We start from the raw sequence: 19,883 nt of genomic DNA on the forward strand, positions 1-19,883 counted from the left end.
ATCCGACGCCGGGCCCAGCCAAGGAGCAAACCATGAAACACACCTTAGCCGCAGGCCTCGCCGCGCTGGCCCTTTCCGCGGCGCTGGCTGCCTGCGGCGGCAGCACCGGCACAGCACCGGCCACCACCAGTCCGGCGGCCAGTCCCGCGGCCACTGCGGGATCACCCGCAGCCACTGCAACCGCCAGCACCGCCGCCGACCTCAAGACGGCCTCTTCAACCGCCGGGACCATCGTTGTGGACGCCAAGGGCATGAGCGTCTACTTCTTCACGAAGGATTCAAAGGATTCCGGCACCAGCGCCTGCACGGACGCCTGCCTTGCAGCGTGGCCGCCGGTCACCACTACCTCGGAACGGCCGTCCGCGGACGGCGTCAGCGGGACGCTGGGCACCATCGCGACGCCGGACGGGAAGAAGCAGGTAACCCTGGAGGGACTGCCGCTGTACTACTTCGCCAAGGACGCCAAGCCCGGCGACATCCTGGGCCAGGGCGTCAACAATGTCTGGTATCTGGCCAGCCCGTCAGGCGCCATGATCAAGGCAGGTGGTGCAGCGTATTGAGAGCCGTGCTTTAGGGCACCGGGACGGTGGGCAGTGTCCGGGGCAGCGGGATGTCCGACGGCCCGGGGACGGGGACCGGCGGGCGGCTGAGGCCGTCCGCGAGGTCCTCCGGAACGGCGGTGGGCAGCGTGCCGGCTGCCGGTACGTCGGCGGGCTTGCCCGGCACGGCCTGGCCGGGAGCGGTTGCCGGGGCTGTGGGCTCTTCGGAAGGCACAGCCGGGACTCCGCCGGCCGGCACGGAATCCGGGGCGGGGGCTGGTACGGCCGGGGCTGTTGCCGGGCCGGCTGGAGTCGCCGGGAGGGGCGCAGCGGGTTCCTCGGCCCGGTTGCCGGCAGGTGCTCCCCCGGAACCGGTCACGAATGACGTGATGCTGTGGCCCAAGTGGGTAAAAGACTCGCGGATCCCCTGGTCCGACGCCGCGGCAACAGCGCCGCCGGCACTCAGCGAAACTGCCACGGACAGCGCGGTGAGCGCGAGGCGCCGCTTGGCCCTGCGGCGCGCCGCCAGCTCATCCGCACGAGGGACATCCTCCACGGTTGCGGTCTGGTGAAGGGCCGCTGCCCCGGCCGGCGCCATCAGCGCAGCGACCGCGGCGGAGGGCTCGGGCGCGGCGTCAGCGAGCTCACGGAGCTCCAGCAGCGCGGGGCGGAGCCGGGCGTCGTCGTCCATGCCTGCCTCCAGGAGCAGCTGGTTTACGAACGCGTCGCTGCGGGATGCTGCGGTGTCACTCATGATTCGCCTGGTTTCTTTGAAGCGTCTGTGCCTTGAGGTTGTGCAGGGCCCTGCGCTGGAGCTGTTTGACGGCTCCGGTGCTTTTGCCCATGATGTCCGCTACCTGTTCTATGGACAGGTCGGCCACTACGCGGAGGGCCAGTACTTCCTGGTGTTCCTCGCTGAGTCCGTCCAGCATTGCAGCGGCGCCGCCTTGAAGTTCAACGGCGTGTTCTTCTGCCGACGGCGTGGTCCTGGCGTCCTGCGCGGGATCGTAGGGGCTCAGCTGGGGCCTGCGCTCCAGCCGGCGGTAATAATCAACCATCCGCGCGTGTGCAATGGAAAAGAGCAGAGACTTGGCGCCTTGGAGCCCGCCGGTGAGAGCGCCGATTTTCGGGTAGAAGGCAAGGAACACGTCCTGCGTCACCGCCTCCGGATCATCCACCCCGCGCGCCCGGAGGTACCCCTGGACGGGGCCGGCGAAGGACCTGTAGGCAGCACCGAACAGCACCGCCGGATCTGTTCCGGCCGTACTCTCGAGTATGTCGGTCTCTTCTTGGGCCAAAGTGCTTAGCACCAGCGGCTCCTCCATCCCGGGGCGCGGCTCACGCCTGTCCCGGTCTCCGGTTCGGACTGCCAGTCTCCATGGTGTTGCGTGCCGTCATTCGGCATCTGGTCCGGGGCACGTTGCGGCACGTGCGGCTGGCGTTCGTGCAGTCCCGGACTGCCGTACTGCGGGAACGGAGCCACTGCCGTTCCCGCAGTACAGACTACCGACTGGCGGCTAGCGGACCGAAACGGCGGGGGTGTCCACTACGCTGCCGGCCTCGGCGGGGACAGCCGGAACGGCGGGAACGGCAGGTTCGCCGTCGACACCGGGAACGGCGGGAACTGCCGGAACAGCAGGCGCCTCGGGAAGTTCAACATCAACAGCTGCAGACCCTGTGGCGGCGGCGCCGGCTTCAGCGGCGGCGTCAGCCTCGGCAACGACGTCGGCGCAGAAGCTTTCGATGTTTGCCTCGCCTTCAGCGGCGATCACCAGCGAGGAGAAGCCCTCGGAGGAAGCGTTCAGGCCGCCGTTGGTGAAGGCGGTGCACAGGCCGAAGGCTGCGGCACCGGCTGCATCAACGGCCGTGTTGGCACCAGCGGAGGCAGAGGCCTTGGCGGAGACGTTTTCGTCGGTGACGGTGGCGCCGCCTTCGGCCGCAGCGTCGGCGTCTGCATCTGCGGAAGCGTCGGCGTCAGCAGCAGCGTCAGCGGCCGCCTCGGCAGTTGCCTGCGCGTCGCCTGCTGCTTCTGCTGCCAGCTTCGGGGCCGGGGCGCCGAAAAGGTCGTGGGCGGTCTGCTGCGCCTCGGCGGGGAGGACACCGGAAACGGCGGCGGCGCCGGTTCCGCCGACGGCAATGGTGCCTGCTGCCAGGACTCCGGCGGCTACTTTGCTGGTGGCAAGAACGGTGAACAACGACATAAGAGACTCCAGAAACTAGACAACACGTTTGGTTCGGGCCCGGCGGGCGGACCCATCACCTCCTACATCGCAGGGGAAGGCGGAAAGGTTACGGAGGGCCAAAAGTTTTTTTCACGCCCTGCTGCAGGGAGGCCGCACCGGCTGCCGGACGGCCGGGACCGGCGGCGCTACGATCGACCCATGCCTACGGATCCGGAACCCACAAAGAAGGCCAGCACCTGGCAAACAATGGTGGACAACAATAAGGCGCTGCTTCTGCGGAAGACAGGCAAAGACACCGCGCACTGGGCAGGTCAGGCCCGCGCGGCCGGCATCAAGGACGACGACGGGCTCCGCACCTGGATGCGGGACGGCTTCGGGGTGACGGGTTACGCCCGGTATGCGGTGTCATGGGAAATGTTCGGCTACCCGGAGTTCATGCTCCGGGACGCCGATGAGCTGCTCGACGACCAGTACGCCGGCCACCCCCGGCTGCGGCCCATCGCGGACGCCATCCTGGGCTGGGCGTCCGCCACCGAAGGCGTGCAGATCCAGATGCGGAAGGGCTACGTTTCACTGCACAGCCCGCGGCGCAAGTTTGCCCAGGTTACCCGCACCACCAATACGGCAGTGGATGTGACCCTCCGGCTCGACGGCCCTGCTGAAGGCAGGATCGAGGCAGCCAGGACCCGGGCGGACGACCCCTTCACCCGGAAGGTGCGCCTGACATCCGTGGACCAGGTGGATGAGGATCTGCTGGACATCCTCGTGACCGCCCTGCAGCAGAACCGCTGACAGGCCAAGGGCACGGGACCCGGGCGCGCCTGGAGTACGGCGGCCCGGGCCGTCAATGCCCGGCCGCTAACGCTCCTAGGCGTTGGCCATCTCGGTGTCGGCCTCTTCGAACTCCACCGCGGCCACGATCTCCCGGGTTTCCGGGTTGATCATGTAGGCCTCGTCCTCTTCCTCGACCATGAGGAAGTCGCCGTGATCGGTGGAGAAGTGCCACGCCAGGACGCGCTCGCCGTCGTGGACGTAGTTGGGGTCGCCCATGGTGATCTTGAGGAGCTCATACCCCGCAACGCTGCAGAGCTCGCGGATGATGAGCTCAAAGTCGGGAGCCTCCTCCAGCGCTTCGGCTTCGGCCTGGGCCTTGCGCTCGGGCAGGTCGGTGATCATTGACGCCAGGCGCTCAATGTACGCGCCGACCTCTTCGTCGTCGAGCACCAGCAGTTCCGCCTGGCCGCGCAGCCAGGCAGCGTTAAGCGCGGTGATGTTTTCGCTCTCCAGCAGCTCCTCGAACTCGCCGTCGAGCTCCTCCATCCGGAGGACGCCCTCGGGAGTGTCCTGTGTGTCATCCAGGCCGCCGTCGAGGTAGTTCTCCTCGTCTTCTTCGGAAAGGTCGTCGAACGCCTCAACTGCCCTGTTGAAGAGGTCAAGGTGGGCGGCGGCGCCCATGCCCGCCATGCCTTCGCGGATCAGCGTGTCAGTTTCGGACCTGTCGACGGCGGTGAACACGTACTGCGCGAAACCGCCCTCCAGCGCCTGGGTGAGGTAGAAGTCCACGTAGTAGCTGCGGACGGCCACGGGTGACATCTCTTCGGTCCGGAGCAGGGCGGTGTGCATGGCATCCACGATGCTCACGTTGGCCTCTACGACGTCCTCGTCGCTTGAGTCGATGCTGCTGCTGGTCAGGACGACGGGCTGCTGGCTGGTGATCATGGAAATCCTCACTGCTGTTGACGGGTGGTGCAGGGTACGTTTTCACGCTACGTCGGGCGGGCCGACGTGTTGCTGAGGAAGAAATGAACGTCGGGCGAAGTTTCCGGGTCGGCGAAGTTTCCGGCGCCGGGACAGCCGGCGAAGGGCGGGAGCCGCGGGAACGGCGGCACGCCACGCCCGGCCGGCGAACTAAGATGGATCAGATAACCACCCACCGGCCGCGGCCCGCCGCGGCCTGCTGAAAGTAGCGCGCACCATTCCATCCCAACCGGACGAAAGTACGGCACTGGCAATACAAACCCCCGCCATCAACGACCGTTCCCTGGCGGCCGGGCTGGCGTATGCCATGGGCAGCCGCGTCTCGGGCATTTCGTTCGATGCCGCCACCGGGCTCATGCTGGGCAAGGTCCGCGGCGGGGCGGACGTGCCCTACTCCACCACTGCCAAGCTGGTCCGCAAGGCAGGCGGCTGGAGCTGCACCGTGGGCGTGTGCAGCTGCCCGGTCCGCAAGGACTGCAAGCACGTGGCCGCGCTGCTCTTCGCCGCCGAGGACAACCCCGCCATCCGCGTGCAGCTGCTGGCGCCGTCAACGTCCACACAGCTGTCCCGCAGCCCGTCCGCTCCCGCCCTGTCCGACTGGGAGCAGGCGCTCAGCCCGCTGATCTCGCAGGGAACCGCACCTCCCAGCACGGGTGTTCCGCTGGCGCTGCAATTCGAGATCGAAGAACCCGCCCCGCACTTCTCCTACACAGGCCGGCGGGACCCGCTCCGCAGCGTGCGCCAGCTCAAGGCCCGGCCGGTGATCATGGGCGCCAAGGGCAAGTGGATCCGCGGTGACGTCTCCTGGACCACCCTGAACTACCTGAACTTCCGGCGCGAGTGCAACCCGGCGCATGTGGAGTGGATGCAGGAGTTCCTGGCCAGCCATTCCGCCGCTGCCGGCCGGACGTACAACCCCTCCGGCTTCTGGCTCGGCCTGAACTCCTACGCCGGCAAGAACCTGTGGAGCCTGCTGGCAGACGCCCGCAAGATCGGCCTCACCTTGGTGCACTCGCGCGGCACTGAACCTGTGCGGCTCGCCGAAGCCCCTGCCGCCGTCGGCCTTAACCTGGGCCGCTACGGCTCCCCCGGCACCGGACCCTCCGCCGCCGGGGCAGGTTCCCAAGGCACAACAGCTGCCGACGGCGGGCTGGAACTGGCGCCCGCCATCACCGTGGAGGGGACTGAGGTTGATCCGGCGTCCGTGGGCACCATCGGCCGGCCCGCCCACGGGATCTTCTTCACCGCCGGAGAAGCGTCGTTGCCCGGCGTGCCCGACCCCGACGGGATCATCACCCTTGCACCGCTGGAAAGCGGCCTGAGCGAGGAGCTGCTCGCGTTCGTGACGGCCGGCAGCACCCTGCACATTCCGGCCAAGGACGAATCGCGCTTCCTGACCGGCTTCTATCCGAAGCTGAAGCAGACTGCCCGGGTCACTGCCAGGGACGAATCCGTCGAGCTGCCGGCGCTCGCAGTCCCCACCCTGTCCCTGCTGGCAAACTACGGCGCGGACCACCGCGTGCGGCTGCACTGGGAGTGGCACTACAAGAGCGGAAACCTCGTCACGGCCCAGCCCCTCTGGCGCCACCCCGGCGACCACGGCTACCGCGACGACACCGCCGAGGCCCGCATCCTGGAAGGCATCGGCCAGCCGTGGGACATGGTGCCGGCGCTGGGCGAGTCCGCCACCGGCGGCTGGGGCACCCCCCGGCTCGCGGCCTCCGCCGAACTGACGGGCCTGGACACCCTGGCCTTCACCGAGGAGGTCCTGCCGCGCCTGCGCGAAGCCCCGGACGTCGAGGTGGACACCGTGGGCGACATCGCCGACTACCGCGAGGCCGAGGAAGCTCCGGTGGTGTCCATCTCCACCAAGGCCACCGAGCAGCGCGACTGGTTCGACCTTGGCATCCAGATCTCGCTGGAAGGCCAGCCGGTGTCCTTCGCCGCGGTGTTCTCCGCCCTGGCCGCCGGACAGACCAAGATGCTGCTGCCCAGCGGCGCCTACTTCTCCCTGGACCTGCCCGAGCTGCACCAGCTTCGCGCGCTCATCGAGGAAGCCCGCTCGCTGCAGGACAACAAGGATGCGCCGCTGCAGATCAGCCGCTTCCAGGCCGGCCTGTGGGATGAACTGGCCCAGCTGGGTGTCGTGGACGAACAGGCGGCCGCGTGGCGGTCCGCGGTGGGGGGCCTGCTCGAAGGCGGCATGGACGGCCTCCCGCTCCCCGCCACCCTCAACGCGGAGCTGCGCCCGTACCAGCTGGAAGGCTTCAACTGGCTCACCTTCCTGTACCGGCACAGCCTGGGCGGCATCCTCGCGGATGACATGGGCCTCGGCAAGACCGTGCAGGCGCTGGCCCTGATGTGCGCCGCCAAGGAGCTGGCGCTGGCGGCGGCAGACACTCCAGCGCCCGACGCCGGCGCTCGCCCCAGCGGTGACAGCATCACCGGCGCCATCGCTTCAGCAGGCCAGTCCGACGCCGGTGCTTCCTTTTTGGTGGTTGCCCCCACCAGCGTGGTGGGCAACTGGGCCGCGGAGGCGGCGCGCTTTGCGCCCGGCCTGAAGGTGCATGCCGTCAGCGAGACGTTCGGAAAGAGCGGGCAGGACGCCGCGGAGGTCCTGGCCGGGGCGGACATCGTGATCACGTCCTACGCCCTGTTCCGGATCGATTACGAGTCCTATGCCTCCCGCACGTGGTCCGGCCTGGTGCTGGACGAGGCTCAGTTCGTGAAGAACCACCAGTCCAAGGCGTACCAGTGCGCCCGCAAACTGCCGGCGGCGTTCAAGCTGGCCATCACGGGCACGCCCCTGGAAAACAATCTCATGGAGTTCTGGGCCCTGACATCGATTGTTGCGCCGGGGCTCTTTTCCAGCCCCAAGCGCTTCGCGGAGTACTACCAGAAGCCGGTGGAAAAGAACGGTGACAAGGCGCAGCTGGACAAGCTCCGCCGCCGGGTCCGCCCGCTCATGATGCGCCGCACCAAGGACCAGGTGATCAAGGACCTGCCGCCCAAGCAGGAGCAGATCCTGGAAGTGGTGCTCAACCCGCGCCACCAGAAGGTGTACCAGACCCACCTGCAGCGCGAGCGGCAGAAGATCCTGGGGCTGATCGAGGACGTGAACAAGAACCGGTTCACCATCTTCCAGTCGCTGACCCTGCTGCGCCAGCTCAGCCTGGACGCCTCGCTGATCGACCCGTCGCTCTCGGGCGTGCGCTCCAGCAAGCTGGACGTGCTGTTCGAGCAGCTGGAGGACCTGGTGGCGGAAGGCCACCGCGCCCTCATTTTCAGCCAGTTCACCGGCTTCCTGGGCAAGGTGCGGGAGCGGCTGGACGAGGAAAAGATCGAGTATTGCTACCTCGACGGCAGCACCCGCAACCGCGCGGACGTGGTCAGCGAGTTCAAGAATGGCAGCGCTCCGGTGTTCCTGATTTCGCTGAAGGCCGGCGGGTTCGGGCTCAACCTCACGGAGGCGGACTATGTGTTCCTGCTGGACCCCTGGTGGAACCCGGCCTCGGAGGCGCAGGCCGTGGACCGTACCCACCGGATCGGGCAGGCCCGGAACGTGATGGTCTACCGGCTCGTGGCGAAGGACACCATCGAGGAAAAGGTCATGGCCCTGAAGGCCCGTAAGTCGCAGCTGTTTTCCGATGTCATGGAAGGCGACGCCCTTGCCGGCGGAGCGATCACTGCAGAAGACCTGGCCGGGCTGTTCAAGGAGTAGCGGCGAAGGCGGGGCTTTGTGCCCTACGTCCGCTTCGGGTAGGCGCCGTAACCTGAAACCGGCAGAGCGGCCGGGGCGCCTGCCGGCTTCATGGAGGCGAATAGTGAAATCGGCAAACGCAAGCATCATTACCGGCGTCATCCTGATAGCGGTCGGTGTGCTGTTGCTGCTGGACCTCCTCGACGTGATCGAGAGCGCGGCCTATGTGCCGATAGTGATCTTCGCCGCTGTTGGGGCTGTATTCGTGTCGCTCTTCATTCGCGGCCGGGAGTTCTGGTGGGCGGCGATCCCCGGATCGGTGTTCCTGGGCCTGGCCGCGGTTGTCGCCGCCACCCAGCTCACCGGCGGCGGCGCCGGAGCGGCCTTCCTGTTCCTGTTCATGGCAGCCGGATTTGCTGCGGTCTTCCTTCGCCAGCCGGACAACTGGTGGGCCGTTATCCCGGGCGGAGTGATGTTCACGCTGGCACTCGTCGTGGCACTCCCGCCGCAGGTGCAGGGCGTGCCCACCGCCGCCGTCCTGTTCCTGGGCCTGGCTGCCACCTTTGGCGTGCTGTCCCTCGTTCCGGTCCCGGCGGCCGGTCAGGCCGGGCGGATGAAGTGGCCGTTGATTCCCGCCGCCGTCCTTGCAGTGCTTGGGGTGATCTTCGCGCTGCAGTCCACGGTGCTGCTCCTCGCCGCGGACTTCGTGGTGGTTGCCGTCATGATCCTGGCGGGCACTGCCTTGCTGGTCTACGCCTTCCGGGCACGCCATGGCGGACAGGACAAGGCACACGGTTAACACCGGCCCGGGCATGACAAAGGGCCAGTCCTCGGAACTATAAGCCAGCTGCTGCTGGCACCGGTCCGGAGGTTGGCCCCCTGCCTGACTCGTGATCCGGATGGCATGCACCCGGACTTCCTGGGAATCCCTACACGCGCTGCGGAGAGCCCAGCTCCACCGGATCCTCATCCGTAAGGTATGCGAGCTCGGAGTGTGCTGCGAGGTCGATGCCGCGCATCTCGTCCTCGGGATTGATCCGCAGGCCAATCGTCTTGTCCAGGATCTTTGCGAGGATCCAGGTGATGCCGAACGAGTAAACGAGCACCGTGACAGTGGCGAGGGCCTGGACGCCGAGCAGTTCCACGCCGCCGCCGTAGAAGAGTCCGCTGACCCCGTTCGGGGCAGCATCGGTGGCGAAGAGGCCGATCAGGAGCGTGCCCAGGATGCCGCCCACAAGGTGGACGCCCACAACGTCGAGCGAGTCGTCGTAGCCGAGGCGGTACTTCAGTTCAATGGCCAGCGAGCATACGGCCCCGGCGATCGCCCCGATGGCCAGCGCGCCCAGCGGGCTTACCGCGCCACAGGCGGGGGTGATGGCCACGAGCGCCGAGATCAGGCCGGACGCTGCGCCCATGCTGGTGGCTGCCCCGCGGCGGAGCCGTTCCACCAGGGACCAGGCCAGGAGGCCGGCCGAGGCAGCTACGGCGGTGTTGAGGAGAACCACCGACGCCGACTGGCCGGCGGACAGCGCGGAGCCGGCGTTGAAGCCGAACCAGCCCACCCAGAGGAGGCCGGCGCCAACCAGTACCAGCGGGCGGCTGTGCGGCTTGGCGTGCTCCACTTTCGGCCAGCCGGAGCTCTTGCCGAGCACCAGGGCCAGGGCCAGTGCTGCCGCGCCGGCGTTCATGTGCACGGCGGTGCCGCCGGCGAAGTCGATGGCCTTGATCCCGCTGGCGATCCAGCCGCCGGTCACGCTGCCATCCGCCGAAGTGAAGGCGAAGACCCAGTGCGCGATGGGGAAATAGACGATCGTGGCCCAGATGCCGGCAAACAGCATCCAGGCGCCGAACTTCATGCGGCCCGCTGCGGCGCCTGCCACCAGCGCCGTGGTGACGCAGGCGAAGAACAGCTGGAAGGCAGCAAACAGGATGACCGGGATGGACGCCTCCTCATCCGCGGCCAGCAGCTGCCCCATGCCGGGGAATTCGGTGACGTCACCGATCAGCCCCAGCCCCCCAACCGAGTTGCCGAAAGCCATCGAGTACCCGAACAGTGCCCAGAGGACAGCCACCAGGCTGGCGCCGCCGAAACACATCATCATCATGTTGAGAATGCGGCGCGACCCCACCATGCCCCCGTAGAACAGGGCGAGGGCGGGGATCATCATGCAGACCAGCGCCGAGCTGGCCAGTATCCAAGCGACATTTCCCGAATCCATGGGAAACCCCTTTCAAGATGCGAAGAGAGAACGGTAAGTTGCCGTCAGAGCCGCTCCGTGGAGGCACTCCGGGGGAGGGACGCGGATGGAGAGACCACGTTCAGCGGAGGGGCGGCTGTTGCCGTCTGGTTCCAACTGTATGGCGGCTATTTCGGGGTGGGTTTCCGGCGTGTTAAATGATCGTTTCGGTCATCCGCCAGCGAGTTTCAGGCGTCCCTCTGAGCGCAGGGTCCTCCCCCAGGGCGCCGTGACGGTTTGCTGCGGCACGGGAGACGTGCGGTAGCGCCGCAACCGGGCGCGATCACTCGTGCGAGTGTTCCGGCGACCTCATTGCGGGCCTGGCCGCCCATGTCGGCCATCATAGGTGGCAGGCCGCGAGGGCTCTGCGGCTAAGCTGGGGAAAACCGCCACTGCACTGCATGCACGGGCACGGCAGCGAGGACCCCGGTGCAATGGTCGCGGAAGGAAGAGGGAATGGCGCGAGCGACAGTCCAGGACGTCGCCAAAACGGCAGGAGTGTCGGTCGGGACAGTTTCACGGGTCCTTAACGGCAGCCCGGCAGTCAGCGCTGCGAGCAAGGAAAAGGTCAAGGGTGCCATCCGCGAACTCAACTACCGGCCGCTGGCTTCTGCCCGCGACCTGCGCCGCGACCGCACCATGCGCCTGCTGGCCCTCGCCAAGAGCCTCGACTCCCCTGTCATCAGCGAAGCCTTCCGTGGCTTCGGGGACGCCGCGGCACTGTCCGGCTATGTCAGCCTCACCGCACCCACCTCGGGGGACCTCGAGCGGGAACAGCAGCTGGTGGACATGCTGCGCAACGGCTCGGTTGACGGCCTGATCCTCTTTTCGCCCACCATGCCGGACGCCGATGTTGAGGCACTGGCAGGGCAACTGAGCGTTGTCCAGGTCTGCGAGATCGTCGATTCCGAGGCGGCATTCGGTGTTTCCATCGACGACCGGCGGGCCGCCGTGGACATCACCCGGCACCTCCTGGCAACGGGCAGCCGGCGCCTGGCGATGATCGGCAACAGGGCGGCACGCTCCGGCCGGCTGCGGGAGGAAGGATTCCTTGCTGCCGTCCGGGAGGCAGGTCTGCAGCCGGAGCACCTGTTGTTCGCTGAGGGCGAGTTCGGTTTCCATGCCGGGCGCCGCCTCACCAAGGAACTCCTGCTGCTGGACCCGCTGCCCGATGCCGTCTTCTGCGGCAGCGATACTGTGGCCGCCGGATGCGTCCGCGAGATTACCGACGCCGGCCTGCGGGTTCCGGACGACATCGCCGTGGCAGGTTTCGACGATTCCGTCCAGGCGGAAATGTGTGTCCCTGAACTGACCACCATCAGGCAGCCCGCCTACGAGATGGGCCGGGTGGCCTTTGAAGCGCTGTTCGCACGCATGACTGAGCCAGGCGAACACCGCCGAGGCCGCACCTTCCTCCCCCACGAGCTCGTGGTCCGCGACTCCACGAAGGGCTAGCACCAGGGGTTGACAGTCCTCGACGGTGGCTGCAAGACTTTTGGAATCGATTCCAAACCTGCGGCAGCCTTCAGTGGCGCAACAGGTTGGAATCGATTCCAAACGGCTTCACAGAGCCCCCTCCGCCACCAACCAGTTAAGGAAGCACCCCTTTGATCAACGAGCAGCAGCCGTCAGTGCAGCCCGCCGCCCTTCCCGAAGAAGCACCGGCAGAAGCGTTGCGGGTGGGCGTAGTAGGCATCGGATGGGCCGGCCAGCAGCACCTGAAGGCCTACCACGCCCTTGACGGCGTCAGCATCGTTTCGCTTGCCGGCATGGAGCAGGAACTCCGCGACTCCCTGCAGGCCGAATACGCCATTCCGAACGCCTTCGCGGACTGGAAAGACATGCTGGACCACGGCGGACTGGACGCCGTCAGCGTGGCAGTGCCAACCTTCCTGCACGCCCCCATCACCATCGCCGCCCTGGAACGGGGAATCCACGTCCTGAGCGAGAAGCCCATCGCCCGCAACGCCGTCGAAGGCCAAGCCATGGTTGACGCTGCCCGCAAGGCCGGGCGCGTCCTGGACGTCGCCTTCAACCACCGCCGCCGCGGCGACATCCAGGCGCTGAAGGGCGTCATCGATGCGGGCGGGCTCGGCCGGCCGTACTACGCCAAGGCATCCTGGCTGCGCCGCTCCGGCATCCCCACCCTGGGCAGTTGGTTCACCAACCCGGAGCTTGCCGGCGGCGGACCGCTGGCGGACATCGGCGTCCACGCCCTGGATTACGCCCTGCACCTGCTGGGCGAACCGAAAGTGGTGGCCGTCTCGGCGGCCACCCATTCGGAACTGGGACCACAGGGGCGGGGCGGCGGCAGCGCCTACTCCGCCCTGGCATCCAGCCACGCCTTCGACGTGGAGGACTTCGCCTCGGCGTTCCTCCGGCTCGAGGGCGGCGGAACCCTGGTGATCGAGGCGAGCTGGGCCACGTACCGGGAGACGGACGACCTCCTGGACTTCACGATTTACGGAACGGACGGCGGCGCGGAGCTCAAGGTGCAGGGCGCGCCTTTCCCGCCCGTGGGCCAGCTGCGGGTGTTCACGGACAAGGACGGCGAAAGCGCCGATTACGTCCCGCCGGTACTGCCGGGCCGCGCCCATGATGCAGTGGTGGAGGACTTCGTCACGGCAGTCCGGGGCGGCGAGGCAGTCTGGGGCGGGCATGACGGCTCCCTGGCGCTCTACCGGGCACAGATCATCGACGCGTGCTACCAGTCAGCGCTGGAGCAGAGGGAGGTTCGGCTCTAATGAACGGCAAACTGAAGATCCGGGTATGGAACGAGGGCGTCCACGAGGCCATCAACGAGCCGCCCCACATCGGGGAGATCTACCCTGACGGCATCCACGGTGCCATCGCCGCCGGGCTCCGTTCCTTCTACCCGGAGGCAGAGATTACGACGGCGGTCCTCGCCACGGACGATGAGCACGGCCTCGACGAGGAGGTGCTCGCGGAGACGGACGTCCTGCTGTGGTGGGGACACATGGCCCATCATGAGGTGAGCGACGCCGTCGTCGAACGCGTCCACCGGCACGTCCTCGGCGGCATGGGCCTGATCGTGCTCCACTCGGGGCACTTCGCCAAGGTGTTCACCAGGCTGCTGGGCACCAGCTGCTCGCTCGCCTGGCGGAACGACGGCGAGCGCGAGCTCGTGTGGACCGTGAAGCCCTCGCACCCCATCGCTGAGGGCGTGGACAGCCCCATCGTCATCCCCGAACAGGAGATGTACGGCGAGCTGTTCGATATCCCGGAGCCGGACGACCTCATCTTCATCAGCTCCTTCGCGGGCGGCGAGGTGTTCCGTTCCGGCGTCACCTTCACCCGGGGCAAGGGCCGCATCTTCTATTTCAGCCCCGGCGACCAGGAATACCCGGTGTACCACCACCCGCAGGTCCAGCGGGTCCTGGCCAACGGCGTCAAGTGGGCGGCCCAGCCCGGCCTGCACCGCTCGGCCCCAGGGGTCACCAACCCCGCCCGGGACTGGTTCAGCTAGGGATGGCTGCAGCCGGCCTCCGGCATGGCAACCCTGGCGACAGCAGCTGCGGGTTTCCCATAGCCGGGGCCGGTTCCAGCGGGTACAACTGAGGGATGACTACCCCGGCACTCGTGTTAGGCCCCATGATGCGGTACGTGGACCAGACCTCGGCGAGCATCTGGGTGGAAACCCGGGACAACGCCAGCGTGACGGTCAGCGCCGGGGCCGGGGAGTGGAAAGCCCGGACCTTCGCCGTCCACGGCCACCACTACGCGCTGGTGGAAGTGGACGGCCTGGAGCCCGGATCCGTGACACCGTACACGGTGGCCGTCAACGGAGTGCCGGTGTGGCCCGAGCCCGGGACGGGGTTCCTGCCGCCGGTGATCGCCACCCTCAAACCCGGCAAGCCGCTGCGCCTGGCCTTCGGTTCCTGCCGCACCAGCGTCCCGCACGACGAGTCCGGCAACCGGAGCCACGGCGTGGACGCTTTGCGGGCCTACGCAGTGGCTATGAGTTCCGGCGGCGGCGGGGAGCCGTGGCCGGACCTGGTGGCATTCCTCGGGGACCAGGTCTACGCGGATTTAACCAGCGAACAGATGCAGGAATTCATCAAGGCCCGGCGTGATATTGAGGCGCCTCCCGGCGAAGAGCTCAAGGACTACGAGGAGTACGCGCACCTCTACCACCTGGCATGGTCCGACCCCGCGAACAGATGGCTGCTGTCCACCCTGCCCAGTGCCATGATTTTCGACGACCATGACATCCGGGACGACTGGAACTCGTCGAGGAGCTGGCGGGAGGCGATGCAGGCCACCGCCTGGTGGCAGGGGCGCATTGTGGCCGGGCTGGCCTCGTACTGGGTCTACCAGCATTTGGGAAACCTGTCCCCGCAGGAGCGCGCCGCGGATGTGATCTGGCAAAAGATCACATCCCGCCGCGGGGACGGCGAACCGGACATCAGCGCTGAGCTGGACAGTTTCGCCGAGCGGGCCGACCAGGATCCGGAAACCTACCGGTGGAGTTACTGCCGCGACTTCGGCGACACCCGGCTGCTTGTGGTTGATTCCCGTGCCGCCCGGAACCTGGACCCTGACCGCCGGGCCCTGCTGGACGACGCCGAAATGGACTGGCTGGACGCCCGGATGCGCGGCGGGTTCCGGCACCTGCTCGTGGCAACGTCCTTGCCGTTCCTCCTGCCGATGGGCCTGCACCACCTTGAAGCCTGGGACGAGGCAGTCTCCGAGGGCGCATGGGGCAGGCTCCCGGCGCGGGTCGGCGAGAAACTGCGCCAGGCGGTAGACCTGGAGCACTGGGGTGCCTTCCAGGACAGCTTCCGGCGGATGGCCGCCATGGCCGCGGAGGTGGCAGAGGGGACGCGCGGTCCGGCCCCGGAGACTGTCACCTTCCTGTCGGGCGACGTGCATTTTTCCTACGTCTCCGAAGTGGAGCGGCCCTCGGGAAGCCGCATCATCCAGGCGGTCTGCTCTCCCATCCGCAACCCGCTCCCGCGGCTGATGCGCTCCTTCGGCGCCGTGATGTCCTACGGCCTGGCCGCGCCGATCGGGGCGTTGGCGGCACGCTCCGCCAGGGTTCCGGATCCGCCCTTCCGCTGGTCCGGCATCAAAGGCCCATGGTTCGACAACAACCTGGCCTGCCTCGAAGTGGTGCCGGAGGGCTTGAAGCTGTGGTGGCAGCGGGGCGTGGTGGACGGCTGCGACAACCTCAACCCCCGCCTGGAACGCGTGGCCGAGATAACCGTCGCTCCACGCAGGACGGCGGGGAATGCTGCCGTCCTGCCGTCCTAGATCAGGCCCTGGGCCAGCATGGCGTCCGCTACCTTCACGAACCCGCCGATGTTGGCGCCGAGCACGTAGTTGCCCGGATCACCGTACTCGTCAGCCGTGGAGGCGCAGCGGTCGTGGATGCCCACCATGATGTCGGTGAGCCGCTCCTCGGTGTGTTCGAAGGACCAGGAATCCCGGCTGGCGTTCTGCTGCATCTCCAGCGCCGACGTGGCAACGCCGCCGGCATTGGCGGCCTTGCCCGGACCGAACAGCACGCCGGCCTGCTGGAACACGGCCGCCGCGTCGCGGGTTGAGGGCATGTTGGCGCCTTCGCCGACGGCAAGGAGCCCGTTGCGGACCAGCCGGGCGGCAGCACCGCCGTCGAGCTCGTTCTGGGTGGCACAGGGCAGCGCCACGGTGGCATCGACCTCCCAGACGGAGCCGCCGTCCACGTAGGACACGCCGCCACGGCGTTCGGCATAATCCTTCAGGCGGCCCCGTTGCACTTCCTTCACTTCGCGAAGAAGGGCGACGTCGATGCCCGCCTCATCCACCACGTAACCCGAGGAGTCGGAGCAGGCCACCACAGTGGCACCCAGCGCCTGCGCTTTGGCAATCGCATTGATGGCCACGTTTCCGGAGCCTGAGACCACCACGCGCTGGCCGTCGAAGGACGTGCCGCGGGTCTTCAGCATTTCCTGGGTGAAGATCACGGTTCCGAAGCCGGTGGCTTCCGGCCGGACCAGGGATCCGCCCCAGGAAATGCCTTTTCCGGTAAGGACCCCGGATTCGTAGCGGTTGGTGATGCGCTTGTACTGCCCGAACAGGTAGCCGATTTCGCGGCCGCCCACACCAATGTCGCCGGCCGGGACGTCGGTGTACTCACCAATGTGCCGGTACAGCTCGGTCATGAAGGACTGGCAGAACCGCATCACCTCGCCATCGCTGCGGCCGCGGGGGTCGAAGTCCGAGCCGCCCTTGCCGCCGCCGATGGGCATGCCGGTGAGGGCGTTTTTGAAGATCTGTTCAAAGCCCAGGAATTTGACGATGCCCAGGTAGACCGAGGGGTGGAACCGCAGGCCGCCTTTGTACGGGCCCAGCGCCGAGTTGAATTCCACCCGGAAGCCGCGGTTGATCTGCACCCGGCCCTGGTCATCAGTCCACGGCACGCGGAAGATGATCTGCCGCTCCGGTTCGCAGAGCCGTTCCAGGATTGCGGCTTCAAGGAGTTCGGGATGCCTGTCATGGACGGGCCCCAGGCTTTCAAAGACCTCAACTACTGCCTGATGGAACTCCGCTTCGCCGGGGTTCCTGGCCAGGACAGTGTCCCTGATGGCCTCCAGCCGTGCATCCATGAATCTTTCCTCACCGTGGGCGTAACACTGGGCAGCCACGCGGCGGGCGGCGTCGTCCCAAATAGTTTACGCTTCAACTTAACTGATTGCGACCGGCCACCGTTAGGCGGCCCCAATCACAATGCCCTAACCTCCGTATTGTGACAGAAAAATTCCACTTAGCGATAATTCCGTCGGCGCTTCCGGCGGGCGGCGGGGCGTCCTGATGCCGTACGTCTGCCTGCTCCTCTCCGGTGCGGCACTGCTGGTCAACGGACTCGCCACCCTGGGGCACCTGCCCCGCCGCGACGCAGCCGTCCTGAGCCTGGTGGTGGGGATCGTGCAGCTGGTTCTCGGCGTCGTCGTGCTGTCCCTGGGCGGTGCGGCCGGCACAGCGCCGACGGCAGCAGGGATCCTTCTGTTCGGGCTGACCTACGCCTATGCGGGCCTGGACATCCTGCTGGGCCTTGGGGCGAAGGGCCTGGGCTGGTTCTGCGGGATGGTTGCGTTCGTTGCCGTGCTGCTTGCCTTCTTCTGGCTTCCTGCCGATCCCCTGCTCGCCGTGCTGTGGCTGGCGTGGGCGGTGCTCTGGGGCCTGATGTTCGCCTCCCTGGCCTGCGGCCGGAGCGGGCTGGACCCCTACATGGGCTGGGCACTGGTCCTGGCCAGCCAGGTGACCGCCACGGTGCCGGCCTTCCTGGGAATGGCCGGGCTCTGGCCGCGCAGCGCCCACGTTGCCGCCGGCGCCGCCGGGCTGTTGGGACTTCTCTTCCTTGCCGCGGGGGTACTGGCGCGGCGGCAGCCTGCGGGCGAATGGCGCGCACCGGATAAGCCCGGCACCGTTGCCGCCCTGCCCCGGGAGCCGCGGCGCTAGCCGCCGTGGCATACTGCCGTAACCAGTTTCTGCCGGATCCGCCGGCTGGAGGTCGGAAGGGGTTCTTCAATGCAGGAGTTCGTCAGTGCGGACGAAACAGTGCGGCAGCACGTCGTCGATGCGCTCGCGCAGGCGGGGACCGCCCCGGATCGCGCCTTTCAGCAGCGGTTCGACGCACACTTCCCCGACCTGTGCCGCCTCTTCCGCACGCTGTACGGATCCCGGCCGGACTGGCAGGACCAGCTGGCCGCCCTGGTGGTCCAGGGTGCACGCTCCTGGGATGGGCGCCCGGCCGAGCTGAAGGCCCTGGACGCTGAACGGGAGGCCAACAGCGGCTGGTTCCTGTCCAACAACATGCTCGGCGGCGTCTGCTACGTGGACAGGTACGCCGAAAGCCTGGAAGGGCTGCGCTCCCACATTCCTTACTTCAAGGAACTGGGCCTCACTTACCTGCACCTCATGCCGCTGTTCCTCGCGCCCGAGCCGCACTCCGACGGCGGCTACGCCGTCTCCAGCTACCGCCAAGTCAACCCCAAGCTGGGCACCATGGAACAGCTCCGTGAGCTTGCCTCCGAGTTCCGGACCCACGGCATCAGTCTGGTGGTGGACTTCATCTTCAACCACACGAGTGACGAACACGAGTGGGCCCGCAAGGCGGCGTCGGGGGATCCGGAGTACAGCGACTACTACTGGATCTTCCCCGACCGCACCATGCCGGACGCCTTTGAGCGGAACGTGCGTGAAATCTTCCCCGAAAACCACCCCGGGTCCTTCATCCAGATGGAGGACGGCCGCTGGGTTTGGGCAACCTTCCACACCTACCAATGGGACCTGAACTACTCCAACCCGGACGTCTTCCGGGCCATGGCCGGGGAGATGCTGTTCCTGGCCAACCAGGGCGTTGACATCCTGCGCATGGATGCCGTGGCGTTCATCTGGAAGCAGCTGGGCACCCCCTGCGAAAACCTCCCCGAGGCCCACATCCTCCTCCAGGCCTTCAATGCCGTCTGCCGGCTGGCCGCGCCGTCGCTGCTGTTCAAGTCCGAGGCAATCGTGCATCCGGACGAGGTGGCCCTCTACATCGATCCGGCCGAATGCCAGCTCTCCTACAATCCGCTGCAGATGGCGCTGATCTGGGAATCCCTGGCCACCCGGGACGTCTCGCTGCTGGCGCAGGCGCTCGAACGAAGGCACAACATCCCGGACGGCACGTCCTGGGTCAATTACGTGCGCAGCCATGACGACATCGGCTGGACCTTCGCCGACGAGGACGCGGCAGAGCTTGGCATCAACGGCTTCGACCACCGCCGTTTCCTGAACTCCTTCTACGTCAACCGGTTCCCGGGCAGCTTCGCCCGCGGCGTCCCGTTCCAGGACAATCCCAAGACCGGGGACTGCCGGATTTCAGGTACCACGGCGTCCCTGTGCGGCATGGAGGTGGACCCGGCCGAGGCGGTGGAGCGGATCCTCCTTGCCCACTCGGTGGCCTTCGGCACCGGCGGCATCCCGCTCCTGTACCTGGGCGACGAGGTGGGGCAGGTCAACGACTACGGGTATGCAGAAGAGGAAGGGCACGACGCCGACAGCCGCTGGGTGCACCGGCCCCACTACCCGGCGGGCCAATTCGCGCTCCGCCACGACCCGTCCACCCCCGCGGGCGCGGTGTACGCCGGCCTGAAGCGGATGGTTGAGGTCCGGGCGGCCACGCCTGAACTGGCCGGTACCAGGCTGGTGGATTTTTCCACCAACAACCGTTCCGTCCTTGCCTACCAGCGGCCCGGCGCCGCGGCTGAAACACGGGTCCTGGCGCTCGCCAACTTCAGCGACCAGCCCCAGGCCCTGCCCGCCGAAACCTTCTCCGGGTACTCCCCTGCCGCCGTCGACCTTCTCTCCGAAGCAGCGCTGCAGCTGGACGAGGGGGTCACGCTCCTCCCCCGCCAGTACCTCTGGCTGCGCGTCACTCCCGTTTAGGCCCGTCTCATCCCAACTAGGTAGCGCTAAGTGT

Annotated in this window: 16 protein-coding genes; 10 read left to right on the forward strand and 6 right to left on the reverse strand. The window is 67.3% G+C overall.

All coding sequences use genetic code 11. The annotated features are described in order from the left end of the window. Nucleotides 1–32: 32 nt before the first annotated feature. Entirely contained in the window at nucleotides 33–560 is a 528-nt protein-coding gene (locus U7114_RS12350; protein WP_157240593.1) for a hypothetical protein, read from the forward strand. Nucleotides 561–570: 10 nt separating this feature from the next. Here U7114_RS12350 and U7114_RS12355 read toward each other — a convergent pair whose 3' ends face one another. From U7114_RS12355 to U7114_RS12365, 3 genes are all read right to left on the reverse strand, one after another. After that, nucleotides 571–1,293 (reverse strand): hypothetical protein, encoded by a 723-nt coding sequence (locus U7114_RS12355; protein WP_157240591.1) that lies wholly within the window; start codon nucleotides 1,291–1,293, stop codon nucleotides 571–573. Beyond that, entirely contained in the window at nucleotides 1,286–1,864 is a 579-nt protein-coding gene (locus tag U7114_RS12360; RefSeq protein WP_157240589.1) for an RNA polymerase sigma factor, read from the reverse strand. The genes U7114_RS12355 and U7114_RS12360 overlap by 8 nt, the downstream gene beginning before the upstream one ends. A 192-nt stretch (nucleotides 1,865–2,056) precedes the next feature. Next, nucleotides 2,057–2,740, reverse strand: a complete 684-nt coding sequence (locus U7114_RS12365) for a protein tyrosine phosphatase (protein WP_323057517.1) — start codon at nucleotides 2,738–2,740, stop codon at nucleotides 2,057–2,059. 180 nt (nucleotides 2,741–2,920) lie between these two features. Here U7114_RS12365 and U7114_RS12370 point away from each other — a divergent pair, with 180 nt between their 5' ends. Continuing rightward, nucleotides 2,921–3,514, forward strand: a complete 594-nt coding sequence (locus tag U7114_RS12370) for a DUF5655 domain-containing protein (RefSeq protein WP_157240585.1) — start codon at nucleotides 2,921–2,923, stop codon at nucleotides 3,512–3,514. Nucleotides 3,515–3,589: 75 nt separating this feature from the next. Here the strand turns inward: U7114_RS12370 and U7114_RS12375 are convergent, their stop codons facing one another. Further along, nucleotides 3,590–4,441, reverse strand: a complete 852-nt coding sequence (locus U7114_RS12375) for a hypothetical protein (RefSeq protein ID WP_157240583.1) — start codon at nucleotides 4,439–4,441, stop codon at nucleotides 3,590–3,592. A 256-nt stretch (nucleotides 4,442–4,697) separates the two neighbouring features. On the opposite strand from U7114_RS12375, the gene U7114_RS12380 reads away from it, so the two are divergent. Both U7114_RS12380 and U7114_RS12385 read left to right on the forward strand, forming a co-directional pair. Next, nucleotides 4,698–8,201, forward strand: coding sequence for a DEAD/DEAH box helicase (locus U7114_RS12380; protein WP_323057570.1), 3,504 nt, complete (start codon nucleotides 4,698–4,700; stop codon nucleotides 8,199–8,201). 103 nt (nucleotides 8,202–8,304) lie between these two features. Next, entirely contained in the window at nucleotides 8,305–8,979 is a 675-nt protein-coding gene (locus U7114_RS12385; RefSeq protein ID WP_323057518.1) for a hypothetical protein, read from the forward strand. Nucleotides 8,980–9,109: 130 nt separating this feature from the next. On the opposite strand, the gene U7114_RS12390 is transcribed toward U7114_RS12385, so the two are convergent. Continuing rightward, the gene (locus U7114_RS12390) at nucleotides 9,110–10,399 is read right to left on the reverse strand and encodes an ammonium transporter (RefSeq protein WP_157240579.1); all 1,290 of its coding nucleotides are present in this window, start codon (nucleotides 10,397–10,399) and stop codon (nucleotides 9,110–9,112) included. A 474-nt stretch (nucleotides 10,400–10,873) separates the two neighbouring features. Here U7114_RS12390 and U7114_RS12395 point away from each other — a divergent pair, with 474 nt between their 5' ends. The 4 genes from U7114_RS12395 (at nucleotide 10,874) to U7114_RS12410 (ending at nucleotide 15,691) form a co-directional block, all read left to right on the forward strand. Continuing rightward, on the forward strand, nucleotides 10,874–11,872 hold the full coding sequence (locus U7114_RS12395) for a LacI family DNA-binding transcriptional regulator (protein ID WP_323057519.1): 999 nt from the start codon (nucleotides 10,874–10,876) through the stop codon (nucleotides 11,870–11,872). A 152-nt stretch (nucleotides 11,873–12,024) separates the two neighbouring features. Further along, nucleotides 12,025–13,161 carry a Gfo/Idh/MocA family oxidoreductase gene (locus U7114_RS12400; RefSeq protein ID WP_323057520.1) on the forward strand — a complete coding sequence of 379 codons (1,137 nt, stop codon included), beginning with the start codon at nucleotides 12,025–12,027 and terminating at the stop codon, nucleotides 13,159–13,161. Beyond that, nucleotides 13,161–13,904, forward strand: a complete 744-nt coding sequence (locus U7114_RS12405) for a ThuA domain-containing protein (RefSeq protein ID WP_157240573.1) — start codon at nucleotides 13,161–13,163, stop codon at nucleotides 13,902–13,904. The genes U7114_RS12400 and U7114_RS12405 overlap by 1 nt, the downstream gene beginning before the upstream one ends. Before the next feature lie 95 nt (nucleotides 13,905–13,999). Then, nucleotides 14,000–15,691 carry an alkaline phosphatase D family protein gene (locus U7114_RS12410; protein WP_323057521.1) on the forward strand — a complete coding sequence of 564 codons (1,692 nt, stop codon included), beginning with the start codon at nucleotides 14,000–14,002 and terminating at the stop codon, nucleotides 15,689–15,691. Here U7114_RS12410 and gdhA read toward each other — a convergent pair. After that, the gene (gene gdhA, locus U7114_RS12415) at nucleotides 15,688–17,025 is read right to left on the reverse strand and encodes an NADP-specific glutamate dehydrogenase (RefSeq protein WP_321214634.1); all 1,338 of its coding nucleotides are present in this window, start codon (nucleotides 17,023–17,025) and stop codon (nucleotides 15,688–15,690) included. The two genes, U7114_RS12410 and gdhA, sit on opposite strands and share 4 nt — an antisense overlap. 205 nt (nucleotides 17,026–17,230) lie before the next feature. Here gdhA and U7114_RS12420 point away from each other — a divergent pair, with 205 nt between their 5' ends. Then, nucleotides 17,231–17,878 (forward strand): AmiS/UreI family transporter, encoded by a 648-nt coding sequence (locus tag U7114_RS12420; RefSeq protein ID WP_323057522.1) that lies wholly within the window; start codon nucleotides 17,231–17,233, stop codon nucleotides 17,876–17,878. Between the two features lie 69 nt (nucleotides 17,879–17,947). Then, the gene (locus U7114_RS12425) at nucleotides 17,948–19,849 is read left to right on the forward strand and encodes an alpha-amylase family glycosyl hydrolase (RefSeq protein WP_323057523.1); all 1,902 of its coding nucleotides are present in this window, start codon (nucleotides 17,948–17,950) and stop codon (nucleotides 19,847–19,849) included. The last annotated feature ends 34 nt before the right edge of the window (nucleotides 19,850–19,883 follow it).

The sequence above is a fragment of the Pseudarthrobacter sp. C1 genome (assembly GCF_034720455.1).
GTDB lineage: Bacteria > Actinomycetota > Actinomycetes > Actinomycetales > Micrococcaceae > Arthrobacter.